Source organism: Streptomyces sp. NPDC021019 (genome assembly GCF_044333295.1).
Classification (GTDB): Bacteria; Actinomycetota; Actinomycetes; order Streptomycetales; family Streptomycetaceae; genus Streptomyces.
This window is the reverse complement of record NZ_JBIRQR010000011.1, coordinates 1-12,453: the sequence shown is the minus strand read 5'-3', so window position 1 is coordinate 12,453 and position 12,453 is coordinate 1. Positions and strand designations below refer to the sequence as shown.

General features: G+C 68.2%; 14 protein-coding genes. 4 read left to right on the top strand and 10 right to left on the bottom strand.

The window, feature by feature from the left end:
- Positions 1–210: 210 nt before the first annotated feature.
- Positions 211–732 carry a hypothetical protein gene (locus ACH4RG_RS34860; RefSeq protein WP_398540775.1) on the top strand — a complete coding sequence of 174 codons (522 nt, stop codon included), beginning with the start codon at positions 211–213 and terminating at the stop codon, positions 730–732.
- A 99-nt stretch (positions 733–831) separates the two neighbouring features.
- On the opposite strand, the gene ACH4RG_RS34855 is transcribed toward ACH4RG_RS34860, so the two are convergent.
- The 3 genes from ACH4RG_RS34855 to ACH4RG_RS34845 form a co-directional block, all read right to left on the bottom strand.
- The gene (locus ACH4RG_RS34855; RefSeq protein WP_398540774.1) at positions 832–1,611 is read right to left on the bottom strand and encodes a PIN domain-containing protein; all 780 of its coding nucleotides are present in this window, start codon (positions 1,609–1,611) and stop codon (positions 832–834) included.
- 297 nt (positions 1,612–1,908) lie between these two features.
- Positions 1,909–3,528, bottom strand: coding sequence for a hypothetical protein (locus tag ACH4RG_RS34850; RefSeq protein WP_398540773.1), 1,620 nt, complete (start codon positions 3,526–3,528; stop codon positions 1,909–1,911).
- A 77-nt stretch (positions 3,529–3,605) separates the two neighbouring features.
- Positions 3,606–3,905 (bottom strand): DUF6300 family protein, encoded by a 300-nt coding sequence (locus ACH4RG_RS34845; protein ID WP_398540772.1) that lies wholly within the window; start codon positions 3,903–3,905, stop codon positions 3,606–3,608.
- A gap of 178 nt (positions 3,906–4,083) precedes the next feature.
- Between ACH4RG_RS34845 and tpg the strand changes: the two genes are divergently transcribed.
- Both tpg and ACH4RG_RS34835 read left to right on the top strand, forming a co-directional pair.
- Positions 4,084–4,674, top strand: coding sequence for a telomere-protecting terminal protein Tpg (gene tpg / locus ACH4RG_RS34840; protein WP_398540771.1), 591 nt, complete (start codon positions 4,084–4,086; stop codon positions 4,672–4,674).
- A 144-nt stretch (positions 4,675–4,818) separates the two neighbouring features.
- Complete coding sequence (locus ACH4RG_RS34835) at positions 4,819–5,520, top strand: hypothetical protein (RefSeq protein WP_398540770.1); 702 nt, start codon at positions 4,819–4,821, stop codon at positions 5,518–5,520.
- Positions 5,521–5,742: 222 nt separating this feature from the next.
- Here ACH4RG_RS34835 and ACH4RG_RS34830 read toward each other — a convergent pair whose 3' ends face one another.
- Positions 5,743–6,060 carry a hypothetical protein gene (locus tag ACH4RG_RS34830; protein ID WP_398540769.1) on the bottom strand — a complete coding sequence of 106 codons (318 nt, stop codon included), beginning with the start codon at positions 6,058–6,060 and terminating at the stop codon, positions 5,743–5,745.
- Between the two features lie 108 nt (positions 6,061–6,168).
- Entirely contained in the window at positions 6,169–6,675 is a 507-nt protein-coding gene (locus ACH4RG_RS34825; RefSeq protein WP_398540768.1) for a hypothetical protein, read from the bottom strand.
- An 88-nt stretch (positions 6,676–6,763) separates the two neighbouring features.
- Here ACH4RG_RS34825 and ACH4RG_RS34820 point away from each other — a divergent pair, with 88 nt between their 5' ends.
- A complete protein-coding gene (locus ACH4RG_RS34820) occupies positions 6,764–7,111 on the top strand; it encodes a hypothetical protein (protein ID WP_398540767.1) in 348 nt (115 codons plus the stop codon).
- A 71-nt stretch (positions 7,112–7,182) separates the two neighbouring features.
- Here the strand turns inward: ACH4RG_RS34820 and ACH4RG_RS34815 are convergent, their stop codons facing one another.
- The 5 genes from ACH4RG_RS34815 to ACH4RG_RS34795 all read right to left on the bottom strand — a co-directional run bounded on the left by ACH4RG_RS34815 (position 7,183) and on the right by ACH4RG_RS34795 (position 11,319).
- Complete coding sequence (locus tag ACH4RG_RS34815) at positions 7,183–8,301, bottom strand: hypothetical protein (RefSeq protein WP_398540766.1); 1,119 nt, start codon at positions 8,299–8,301, stop codon at positions 7,183–7,185.
- Between the two features lie 97 nt (positions 8,302–8,398).
- Complete coding sequence (locus tag ACH4RG_RS34810; protein WP_398540765.1) at positions 8,399–8,617, bottom strand: hypothetical protein; 219 nt, start codon at positions 8,615–8,617, stop codon at positions 8,399–8,401.
- A gap of 1,011 nt (positions 8,618–9,628) precedes the next feature.
- Positions 9,629–10,078, bottom strand: coding sequence for a hypothetical protein (locus ACH4RG_RS34805; protein WP_398540764.1), 450 nt, complete (start codon positions 10,076–10,078; stop codon positions 9,629–9,631).
- A 267-nt stretch (positions 10,079–10,345) separates the two neighbouring features.
- Positions 10,346–10,825, bottom strand: a complete 480-nt coding sequence (locus tag ACH4RG_RS34800; protein WP_331761972.1) for a MarR family transcriptional regulator — start codon at positions 10,823–10,825, stop codon at positions 10,346–10,348.
- Positions 10,822–11,319, bottom strand: a complete 498-nt coding sequence (locus ACH4RG_RS34795; RefSeq protein ID WP_233436193.1) for a replication/maintenance protein RepL — start codon at positions 11,317–11,319, stop codon at positions 10,822–10,824. The genes ACH4RG_RS34800 and ACH4RG_RS34795 overlap by 4 nt, the downstream gene beginning before the upstream one ends.
- Positions 11,320–12,453 lie beyond the last annotated feature (1,134 nt).

Below are 12,453 nucleotides of genomic sequence, written 5' to 3'. Positions count from 1 at the left end.
TGTCCCAGGCAGCCAGCAAACAGCAGCATTTGTGACTGAGCGCTTCACCTGGCGAATGCGTGCTTCAGTTGGCGGAGCTGTGCGTCAGAGTTGGATGCAGCGGTTGCCTTCAGTTCGCGCCCGCCGGTCGTACGTGTAGTTCTCGCGGGTGAGAAGGGATGGAACCGCAGGCTGATGTGAGTAACCGCCCCGTCGACGAGCCTGGCTCACATGCCGAAAGTGAATGTATTGCCCAATGTGCCGCGCTGGGCCCGGCTCGCTGCGCTGGGCGCCGCATTGACCAACGTGCCCTCGGCGCTTTGGCGGGTGGCCATTGCCGTCGGCGTCCCCGTTGGGCTGGCGCAATCCGAATACGATCAGATGGGGGCTCCTGGCCTGGGGTCGTTGGTCCTCGTCGGCCTCAGTCTGATCTCCGAGGCCTTCGCGTTCCTCACCCTTGGGCTGGTGCAGAGCTGGGGTGAGGCATGGCCGCGTTGGATCCCGTATCTCCGCGGGCGCCGCGTCCCAGTCATGCTGGGGACCGCCGTGGCGGGGCTTGGCGCGCTGGCCACGACTGTCTTCGGAGCACTGTTCGTCCACACGTCGCTCAACGCAGACATGGAAGCCACCACCTGGGGCATCTGGCTACTCAACATCGTCTACGCTCCGTTGCTCTTCTGGGGTCCGCTGCTGGGCGCGGTCACAGTGCACTACTACCGGCGCCGGATGGCTGCCTATCCCGCGCCGGTATGAAGGCCCGGAAGCTGTTGAGCGCTTCATCTGGCCTCAATCGCCAGATGAAGCGCTCAGTCACACCGGACCAATTGGTCCGGGCCCGCTCGGCATCATCGGTCAGCTGGAGGTGAGCGCAGGCTGTTGCTCTTCCGGGGCCGTGATGGACTGCAGGTACTCAGCCTTGTCGCGGGCACTGACCTGTTCGATCCGGTACTTGGCCGGCAGCTTGTCGGCGTTCAGACCCCACGCGATCGCCCGTGCCCGCATGCCGTTGTCTCCGGTCAGTACCGTGACCTGAACCGGGCCAACGGCCTGCTGGAGTTCGCAGGCACGGGCCACGATCTCGTCGTCGTTGTTCGGCAGCCTCACGTGCTGGGGCTCATCGAGAAGCACCTCGACTCGCACGCCCCCAGCCATCGCGTGGCCGTCACGCTGCTCGGTTAGGGTCTGCTCCAGCAGCCCGAAAACTCCTCGGGCGCGCTTACGGATGCTGTCGCTGGTCGCGTAGGACTTCTTGTCGATCTCGTCCACGACAACATGGGGAATCACCACGACCGTGTTCTTCCCGTACACGGCCGCCCAGGGGATCTTGTCGTACCGGGAGTAGTGCAGCAGGTCATTGGTGTCCAGGACCAGGGTCCGGCCACCCTGGTAATGGGCGTACCTCTCCTTCAGCCGGTACAACTCGTTACCCAGCTCCATGAAGTACGTCCGCAGCTCGTTGAGCTCCAGATTCAACAGCTGAGAGAGGCGGTCGGCCGTGTGGTCGCCGAACGCGATGCTGGAGTAGCGCTCGCCACGCATCCGAGCCGGGATGGACCGGTCGGCGAACACCTCCAAAAGCTTCTTGGTCGCCGCCAGCGTCCACTGGTCGTACGGATTCACAGCAGCATGCATCGCCTTGACCTGCGCCGTGCGGTACAGGGCATCTCCATCCCCTCCTGGCCGTAGATGCGGGAGGGAGTTCTGTACGTCGTTCAGCCCTTGATCCGTCACGTTCTTCAGAAGTTCGAGCGCCTCATCACACGTCTTGCCAGGCCTCAACAGCATTCGTCCCCCTGCCTTCATGGAGCTGCCAGCGAGTCACCAGCGAGATCCGTCCGCACTGTCTCAGATATGACTCTTATCGGTAGTCACGGCCCGCAGAGGTCACCATCAGAAAGGTGGTGGCCTCTTCTGCGCACCCGGGGGCGCCTACCGGTGGATCCGGTGCAGCTCGGCACGTTGGGCCGTCAGCTGCGCGATGAGCTCGCGATCGTTCTCGGGAACATTCCTGCTGAGCTGCGCTGCGACGGCGCGGTGCATGGCGAGCGCGTCCTGGTTCCCGTGTGCGATGAGCAGCACGGACCACAGTGGCTCGTCGGCCGGTGTCCTCTGCCCGACCATCACCAGAAGGGCGACCCGGTCCTCGTACGAGAGGGCTTTGAGTCCGCGGGCCCCTGTCTTGTGCTGCAGCTCCTGCCAGGTGCGCATCTCTCCAGTCGCGGCTGCCCTTTTCAGGCCGCCCCGCACCGGGAGGACCAGCGCCTTGATCCGCGTCTCCTGATCCTGCCGAGCTGTTTCCTGATCGAAGGCGCGCCGTCGCTCTTTCGCCACGCGTTGCATCGCTTCTCGCACGGCCTGGTCCGCCTCGGCCGCGGCTTGGTCGACCTTGGCTTTCTGCCGGGCTTCGGCCTCGCGCCGCTCGTCCACCAACTGCTGCATCTGGTGTTGGATCGCGCGAACCTTGGCCCTGTCCTCGTCCGTCGCGTCCTCGTCGCCGACGAGATCCCGCGCCTGCCGGGCCAGCCCTTCGGGGTCCTTTCGGGCATCGACCCGCTCCTGGAGCTGTGCGATTACAGTCTTCCGCAGCCGCTCCCGCTTCTCCAGCCACCGCTGCCCGCGGCCATGCGCTGCCCTCAGCACCGCCAGCTCGTCGTCTCCAAGGTCATCGTTGGCGATGGCGTACTCCACGCTGAGCAGGGCGGACTTGACGCGCGCCGACGACTCCTCGTAGATCGCGTTGTCGAGTCGGCGCGCGGCCAAGGGCCGAAGCTCACGAGACCTAGGCACCTCGGCGCTGGACGGCATCAGCGCAACGATCGACCCCTGGTCCGAGGGGGACTGCTCAGCACCCACTGCGGACACCTGCGAAGGCTGGAGAGGGCCCGCCTCGTCAACCGTGTCGATGCCGTCAGCCGTCACCCTGAGGTTGGTCAGATCGAACCACCGGGTATGCGCCCCCGCCCGCTCGATGCCGGCGACGACGAAACGGCGCCCGCGGCCAGACCTTCCATCCATTCGGATCCGGAACACTTGGCCGCGCTGGATGAGTGCGTCTCGGCTGATCCGGCAGCCCGGTCCCAGGAGGTACTCACACACCTTCTCGTCGTCCCATGCGGGCGGACGTTCGGTGTCGAGATGCACGATCAGCAGCCGTCCGTCGGCGAGACGCACCGTGACGGCGGAACCGAGCGGCTCGGGCAGGGCCAGGTCGGCTTCGATGTTCTGCTGCCGCAGCCACCGCGCGATGTCCGCCTTGATGAAGAGGTGGTCGGCGTCTTCCTTGCCACGCAACCTTCGGTTGCAGGGCAGCCGGGAGTCGGAATGACCGTGCGGGTCCGGCACGTGAGCGAAATGGCAGATCTTGTCGGTGCAGAGCCTGGTGGTGAGCCGTCGGCCACATCCCCCCGGCAGATTGATGCCGCACCACCAGGTCTTTCCTGCATGTTCCAGACGGAAGACCTCAAGCTCTTCCGGGTCCTCCGGACAGATCACCGGTTCGTCGGACTCCGGATCTCCGAGGACAGCGGTCTGGATAAGGCGTGTGTCCATCCTGCTCCCGTTGTGATCCATTCGGGTGTACCGCCCCATTGTGCGCCTGGGCACTGACAACGCCCGTTGCATGCAGGTCAGCCGGGGTGGGGCGGCTTCTGCTCCCAGAGCCAGCCGTGGGCGGCCATGTCCTCCTTCGTCCACTCCATCACCAGTAGGGCGCCTTCCTTGGCCCGGGTGGCGTCGCGGCCGTACCCGGCCGCGAAGAAGCGGATCAAGGCCCCGGCGGCCGGCCGGTCCGCGTCGCACGCCGCGCACAGCTCCAGGTGGATCGGACGTCCGTGCTTATCGTTCTGCGGCATCACGATCCTGGTGAGCAGGTCGCCGCGACACCGCGAGCACTGCGGCAGACGGTCAGAGGTCACAACTCGGGTCATAGGGTGCTCCCTTGCTCATACCGTGACCCCCTACCCAAGACCCGGTCACCTGCCGCGTCAACCCCCGCGACCAGGGTTGATGTGAGGCTCCCACCGTCGCTACCGGCTGCTCACGGCAGCAGCCGCCGACGCGGACGGCTTCCTCTGTCCACAGGTGATCCGTGGCGTCCTGGAACGTATGAGCGATCACGAGCAGCAGCAGTCGGCCCCGGGCCGCGGCAAGGTCCTGGAAGCCCTCGTCCGGGCAGAGCGGAAGGTCTTCACCCGCCCCGCGCCGAAATCCGCGAAAGCCCAGGTGAAATTCCTCCTCACGCGGGCGAAGGGGTCCACGAAGGCCCTGGCGGAGCGGCTGGGCATCTCGCGCCGCACGGTGGAGCGCTACCGCGCCGGGAAGCTGACGACCCCGCAGAAGCGCCTCCAGGCGGCCTTGGTGGAGGAGACCGAATCCGAGTGGCAACCGCAGGTCAGAGCACAAGCAAGGGAGCAGGCGTCCACCTCCGGCGGGATGATGGTGCACGTCGTCGCGTACTTCGGGTTCACCGCCTCCGGGTCCTCCGACGACGGCCGCATACGGCACATCACCACCGCGATCTCGCCCACCTACGCGCAGCAGATCCTCCAGCTCCAGGCATCCGGTGCGACGGAGGAGGAGCTGCATCCGATCGTCGCCCAGGCCGTCACCGAGTCCTATTTCACGGAATGGGGCACCCGGGCCCAGGGGCTGCGCGCGGATTTCACCCACGTCCAGTCGATAGATTTCGAGTTCTGACACCACACAATTCCAGGGCTGCTATAACCATTTCCAGCGGGCCGCCGTACAGCGCTCTGACGGCGGCCCGCCCTCATTGCTCACCACGAATGCGAGGCCGACGATGACCACACCCCTGCCGTCCTGGCCGCCCCGTACGTCACGGTGCCGCGCGAGCCGCTCGATCCGGCCCGTATGGGCCGCCGCTGGGTACGGCGCCGCGCCAGGGGCATGACCGTCGGCGCCGCCGCGGCCGCCCTGGACGTCGCCCGGTTCGACGCCCGGCAGAACTCGAGGCACGAGGACCTGGCCGGTGACGAGCGCGGCCCGGCCGAGCTCGGCGAGTGGGAGCGGATCGCCCGGCTGCTCGCCGACGCGCCCCCGGGCACCGTCTACGACCCGGACGCCGACGACGTGGTCCAGGCCGAGCTCGCCGCCGACGCCGCCCGCGAGGCCGAGCTGCGCGAAGCGATGCGGATCGCGGCCCGCGCCGACGAGCTCCAGGCGCTGCGCGAGCTCGGCACCCTGGACCAGACCGAGCCCCGTACCGGTGACGAAGCCGTACGCGACGAGCTCACCCGCCGCGCCGGTGGCTTCATCCAGGACGACATCGACGCGTGGCTCGCCCGCGCACTGGCCACCCACCTCGGGCACTACCGCGACCCCGCCGCCTGCGAGGAAGCTGTGGCCAGCCTTCTCACGCCGCCGGTCCTCGCGCACGCCGCACTGCTCGCCGAACTCCTCCGCCTGGTCCCCGGAGCCGACGTCCACCAGCTGGCGTTCGCCGCCCGGCTCGCCACCACCGAACCGGAAGCCGCCGGGGACCTCGCCGCGTTCCTCACCCGCGCCCGCACCGAGGCGCACTGACCTCACCGTCAGCAATCCCCCAGACCCCCAGCCCCCTGCGGAGACAGCTGGTGAGCCCGGGGGATTGGGTGCCAGAAATGCCCGCACTGTCAGGGATGTCTGGGGGATGGAAAGTAGTTTTCCCAGGCAGGCGCGTTCCTGCGGGTGGGCTGGGGGTCTGGGGGGTCTGGGAAGCGCGCGCCGTGGACCGGCTGGTGCGGCGCCAGGGGTGCCGGGCGACGGTTAAGCCCGGCGGGCGTTCTTGGCGTGGCTCAGCTGCGACGCCTCGATGCGGGGGGCGGACGCGTACCAGCAGAACGGGCGGATCGTCTGGGACGCCGCGAACGCCCGGGTCGCCGCGCCCACGACACTGCCGGGCTCGATGCGGGCCCCGTCGATGGAGGCGAGCATCCGCGCCCCGTGGTGCTCACACCCGGCAGCGGCGTTCCCGGTGCCGTCGAGAATCGTGACGGCGTCACGCGGGCCGCGGCAGGGGGTGGGGTCCTCGATGTGCACGGCGGTACAGCGTCCGGCCGGCTGCGGGTCACGGTCCTGGTCCACGGCGTGCTCCTCGGTGCGGGATGTACGTCCACTGTGGCATCGGGGAATGACAGGCCGGGCGGAAACACGCCCCCCCCACCCGAACCGGGCAGGGGGCGGCGCGTGACGCTACGGCTCCGGGTGCACCTCGGGCGGTTCACCGCAGGTGGCGCAGACGTCGGGGTACATGAGCGTGTCCCAGAACTTGTGCGCGAAGGTGCCGGGGCCGGCGTAGTCGCGTTGCGCTTCCTTGAGGCAGTTCCGGCCGGGGGTGCACCGTCCGCAGCAGTCGTGGCCCGGGATGGTCCAGTTGACCTTCTTGGAGCATGCGTGGTGGCGGCACATGTAGTAGAGGCCGTGGTGGTTCCACTGGACGTGGCGGCCGAGGTGGTCGTAGCGGCCGCGCCCGGTATCGACCGCAGGTTCAGCTGGGAGTGGTACCACAGCGGTGGTCTCGGACGTGCGGCTGCCAGCGAGAGCACGAAGGGCCCCGCCAGCCACGACGGTGAGGCCGGCGACCGCGACGGCCTTCGTGGTGGGGTTGAGGTTGTCCCAACGGGTCGCGATGCGCTGGCGCAGGGGCGGCTTGGCGGGCTCGCAGGGTGCAGCGTGAGCTGTGGTGGTGATGTCGGTCATGGGTCCCCCTGGGCGTGCGGTGGTGCGAGAACGGTAGCGGCCTGGAAGAGGTCAACGGAGTGTCAGAGCGGCAACGTACAGTGCGGCGATGTTCATACTCTCCATCGCGCTGACCATGATCGGCGCCGTGCTGTCCGTCCTCGGGGTCTACTGGGGTGCGGTGAAGACCGTCCGCGAGTACCGGGGGCTGAAAGCTGACCTGGCGAAGCTGGAGGCCATCGGCAGCGACACCTCGTTGGCCGGGGCCGAGCAGGTTCGTCAACGCCACGCTCTGCGGCACCCAACAGGGTCCATGGGGAGCCTGGAGTACTTCGAGGAGAACGCCCAGTTGGCGGCGCTCGAACTGGTGGTGCACTCGTTGAAGTGGCCGGCACTGCTCACTGTGGCGGGGGTGCTGGTGGGTTCGGTCGCGAACGTCGTATCCCTCTGGGCCTAGAGCAGCCCCCAGTCGGCAGCCCGTGCGGAAGAAGTTCTACGGGAGCCCCATAGGCGAGGGCTGCCAGGTGGTCATGGCAGTTGGTGTTCCTCGTGGCAGAGCTTGCAAGAGGGGTCCAGCCGCAGGTCGCGGAGGTTGGTGAAGAGGCCGCAGTACCGGCAGGCGCGCATTTCTGTAGCCCAGTGCTTCGGGTCGCTCCAGTCCACGGTTCGTTGCGGCGGTACAAGACTGACCTGGGGGCGGCACGTCGGGGCGTTGCCGCTCGCGTGCGCCGAGGGCTTCTCCTCCATGCCCACGGTCTGCGGGGCGCCGCCGAGGATGTCGTAGTACCGCTCCCGGTCGGTGCCCGTGACCCAGAACCGGTGGACGGTGCGACCGGCCTTGTGCTCGACGGGGACGATGAGACCGGAGGCTGTCTTGCGGACGAGGTCGTCGAAGAGGATGCCCAACGGCCGCGGGGTGGTGTGGTGCTTCCAGCAGCGTCCCCAACCGCCGTTCGCGCAGGGGTGCACGGCCCGGGAGTCGCATCTCCAGGTGTCCAGGGCCCGGTAGCCGGAGACGACGCGCAGGTCGCCGGTCTTCTCGATGACGTAGGCGGGGAGGTTGTCGGAGCGGGTCCACTGGGTGTCGTTGCGGTTGGCGTAGGAGGAGCGGTCGGTGTGCCAGGCGGGGGTGATGCCGTGCGCGGCTGCTTTCTGCGCGCGGCTCCGGACGCTGCGGGGTCCGTCGTGGCCCGCGGCCGAGAGCTGGATCTCCCAGCCGATACGGAGGCCGCCGGCCCCCTGGACGAGGGCGTCGGTCTTGATCCAGGTCCGTCCAGCCGGAGTGCGGACCTCGGTGTCGGCCGAGTGTCCCTCGGCGGTGGCGACCCGTACGACGCGGGCCTGGTACGCCTTGTGCTCGTCGCTCATGGGGGCGGTATGCCGCTGCTCGTCCTCACGGTGTTCGTGGACGGCCTCGCGGCCGCCGTTGGGCTTCTTCCGCAGGTACATCCACGCGACGACGTTGTTCTCCTTGCAGACTCCGTCGCACAGGAGGCCGCGGTCGGCTACGCGCACTCCGTTCGCGGCGTCCTGCTGGCCGATCGCGTAGAGGATGTCGAACTTCACGGCCTCCCCGGCGTCACCCCTGGCCAGCGCATTGAGGTCGACACGGGTGTTCGTCGTGAGGTGATGAACCTTGTTCGCCACTTGGGTGCTCCCCGCAGCCGCCACGAGTAGGACTTGCAACGGTACGGGGAGGCACTGACAGTGCTGAGGGGTTTTAACGGGTTTCGGTCACCCGCAGTCATGCCCGCCGACTGAGCGCGGCCGCCATGGGCCAGAGGGTGCCGGGGATGGCGACCGCGGTACCGAGGTGCTGGAGTTGCTCGCCGGTGAGGGTGAGCAAGGCGCAGACGGCGATGGCCAGCCCGGCGAGCGCGATCGGGGCGGGGGTCGGGTTCTGGCCGAAGGTGAGCCACTCGCTGCCGGACAGCACTGTGATGACGAAGCGTGAGCGTGACACCCGGCTGTCACGCTCACGCGAAGAGGTGTCACGCTGCCTCGAATACGCCCCTGTATGTCCGTTTCTCGGAGTCGGTAGGGCCCTCCGGGAAGGATCCGGGTGGAGCGTGACACCTATGAGGTGACCTCCCGCGCGCATGTGAGGCAGTACGGAACGTAGCTGTCCGCAGACCCTCGCTCTCCGGCACCGTGCGCCTGGTGCCGGAGAGCGATGGCATTGGAAGGCCGGCCCGGCGCGGCGTGCGGGCGCTGCTCGTGAAGCAGCGCCCGGAGCGTCGGTTCAGCCGACGGTCTGCCCGCCTCCGGGGCCGCCGGGTTCGGGGCTCTGGCGTTGCATGTTGTCTCTTCCAGGAGTCCGCTGCCGGGCAGCGTGTCCGCCGGTTGGTGAGGGATCGGGCCCGTCGGCGGACCGGCGCTTCTGATGCGGAGTAATCGCACGGCCGGGCACAGCTGGCCACCGCACCCATCAGTCCGGGCGCACATGATCCTTCCCGGCGCTGTACGACCTCCTGCGGCGTTCTGAGCGCCTCTCGGCTCCCGAGCGACGATCACAGGCCTCTCGTGCCTTCACAGCGGCGTACAGCGCTTCGTCCGGCCCGGGATGTCTCTGGAGCCACCGGCCGCCTTGTCGCAGCTCGTCCTGGGCGCCGGTGGTCTCGATCTCCCGGCCGCGAGCTCCGCTCTCAGGGGGGAGAATTCAACCCGCGCATAGGCACTACAACTACTTACCTCTAATGGGGTGCAAGACGCTGCCCGGTCGCAGCCCCGCTGGGACGGCTTCCAGCGGCCCCCGGCGGGAGCCCCGGCGGCGATCTCCAGCAGCTCCGACACCTTGCAGCCTTCCGCTTGCAGCCCGTCCTGCTGCACGGGCTGCTGCTCCTGGTGGTGAAGGGTGCAAGGGCAGCAGAAGCGTGCAAGACCGGGTGCTGCACAGGTCCGCCTCGCCCGCGATGCAGCATTCGCCCGATCCAGGCGGCACACGGGTGCTGCTCGTGCAGTAAGGCCGGCCTTACTATGCAGCGACTCGCCTCTCCCGACCCTGCTCCAGCTGCTCCCGCCGGTCGCGGCGTGCTTGGCCCAGACGTGAGCACGCCTGCGCCGCGCACTCGAAGTACATGTCGACGTCCACGCTGCGCTCGCGGCGGGCGACCTCGTACGCGCCCTTCAGCGCCTCGAAGGCGGCCACCACGGGCAGGGGGATGTCCTCGTGCGCCCCGGTCGCCATGTCGAGGTAGTGGGCGAAGCCGAAGCTGTAGCTGTCGTCGCGCTCGTCCTCGAGGACCCGCTGGCGGGCCTGGCGGGCCGCCTCGAACCATCGCAGGCCGTCGTCCACGCCCAGGGCGTCCATGACGATCGCGAGGAACGGGGTCACCCGCTCCGCGGTCGCGGGCCAGCTGTCGGTGGCCGGGCCGAAGCGTTTGCCCAGCTCCTGGGTGAAGTGGAGGCCGAAGTCGTACGTCACCCTCCACTCCTACCGCGAGGGCCGGCCCTCGGTCGGGCGGCACGCGTAGCTCCACTGCGGGAACGCCCGTACGCACCGTGCCATCTGCGACTGTCCCCCTGGAGGGACACAGCTCCTGTGCCGTGTCGCGCAGGGGCGACACGGGTGTCAAGCAGAGGTGACACGGCAGGTGCTGGCGAGCATGAAGAAGGCGCCGTACCCGTCGGGTACGGCGCCTGGGGAGATGTATGCAGCCTGGGCGCATACATCTCCGGCGAGCTCGGGAAGTCAGCCGGCGAGCCGGAGGGCTGGCCGGGCCTCGGGGGCTGGGGCGTCCTCGCCGCCGTCGGGGTCAGGGTTGGGGTCGAAGCTGGTGTCGGTGCGCGCGTCGCTGGTCCGCGGGGGGCGGATGTCGCCGGTGGGGAAGTTGAGCGGCCACACGAAGGTCTCGGGGTCGCTGAGGTGGTTCAGCATGTGGGGGAGCGACTCGTACGCGGCGAAGAGCGGGTGGATGAGCACGCTGCCCTGGCGGTGCCGGCCATCGAGGAGGCCCTTGTCTTTGAGCTGGCCGATCGCGCGGGAAACCGCGGCCTGGCTGATGTCGAGGCGCTTGGCGACGTCGGTCTGCCGGATCCTGACGACGCCGCTGGCATCCTGCCGGGCCTGGAGGACGTCGAAGACGTCGCGCGCTGTGGGGCTCAGCCGGGCGTTCGGCAGGACCTCGAAGGCGTCCGGGTTCCGGAAGCCGGGTACGGGGTTGTCGCTCATCGCTCTGCCTTCCTCACGTTCGGGATGACAATCTCGCGCGCCGTCAGGACCTTCGGACCCAGCTTGTTGACCAAGGCCCGCTGCCTGTCGCTCCCCCAACGGTAGGCGTAGAGGGGATGCAGCCGGTACATGCCCCTGCTCTCCTTCCAGGCAAAGTTCTGCCGGGAGAGCTCGCCGATGGAGCGGGAGACCTTCGACTGCGAGCAGCCGAACTTCTCGGCCAGGCCGCGCTGGGTCATCTTCACCAGGGCCTCATCGTCGTGGTGGACCGTCATGTGGTCCAACACGTTCCTCGCCATGGAGGAGAAGTTGAACTTCCACATCTCGTCCTGAAGCCGCTGGGACGCGCTGAGGTGGATCCGGCCGTAGAAGGCGTAGGGCTTCGAGTCGCCCTTCGTCGAGAAGGTGCCGCCCTTGCGCCCCAGCTCCTCCAGCCTCTTCAGCAGGGCCCGCGCGGACTCCAGACCGTAGGAGTCGTCGGGCTTCTGAGGCACCGGCGCCGGGCGTACGGCCCTGGCGACGGCTGGCGCGCTACGCCTCTGGGACTGGGCCACTGGCCCCTCCTTACGAAGATCATCGAGGCGCATAACATACCAGCAGTGACATGTTATTCGCGGAACCATGCACCCGGCGGCGTGTCCCTTGCTTTCGACCCTTGATGCAGCTACGTGCATACAACTCCGGCTCCAGCGGCACGTTGTATGCAGCCAGGATGCATACAACTTCCGCGTTTCCGCAGGTCACAGCGCTGCGCCTTCTGTAATCTTTAAGAGCGGCCCGGATTCCACCGCAACCAGCCTCCGCCGGTGACGCCCACCGGCACCTCGCTCGCAGCCACGGCAGCAACGAGTCGACAACCACCAGATGGCGGGACGCTGGCCGCCGTGGCTGCGCTCGCTTCGCGTGCGGCACCGCGCCCTCGCGCGGACCGGTGGACAGCGTCAACGGCTCTGAGTCTCGGGTGGTGCCAGCCGTGACGCTCTCACTCAAGCCAGGAAGCGTGGCTGGCACCGGTGGGTGGTTCCGCCGCCCGGCCCTTGGGGCCATTCGGCTCCGGTACCTCCGCACGCCGGAATTCCGACTTTCCGATATCTGAGGTCCCGTTCTGTGGCTCAGGCCCGCAGCTTCCCAGTGTGGAATTCCTCGAGTAAGTTGGTGGACCGAAATTCTGATGCGGACCGTTCATCGAAACCATTCACCTTGACCGCCCGGTTGAGGGGTGCCCCTAACTTCCGCCAACGCTACATGTGCATCTCTCGGATGCACCCGCTACACTGAAACCCGACACGAACGAGCGACCCTCACCCTCGTAGCCAGCCTGGCCCGTATCGCGTGCCCTCAAGGTTCTGGAGGCGCAGTCGGAAGGACCGTCAGGCGGGGGAGCGCAGCGGACCCGCCAGGAGTGCCCCGCGCTCCTCCCAACTCCCTTACTGAAGACCCTGCTAGCCGCATCACCACACACCGCAGCGAGGGCCGCGCACCGCGCGGACCAGCCGGGCGCGCAGCGGCCGGCCCCACCGGTCCCAGGAGCGCAGCGGAGGGGACCGCCCACGCATCGCGTGGGCGAAGGGAGCGCAGCGACCGCCCCGCTTGCACATCGCGCAGCGATGTGGTACCCGCTCCGCGGG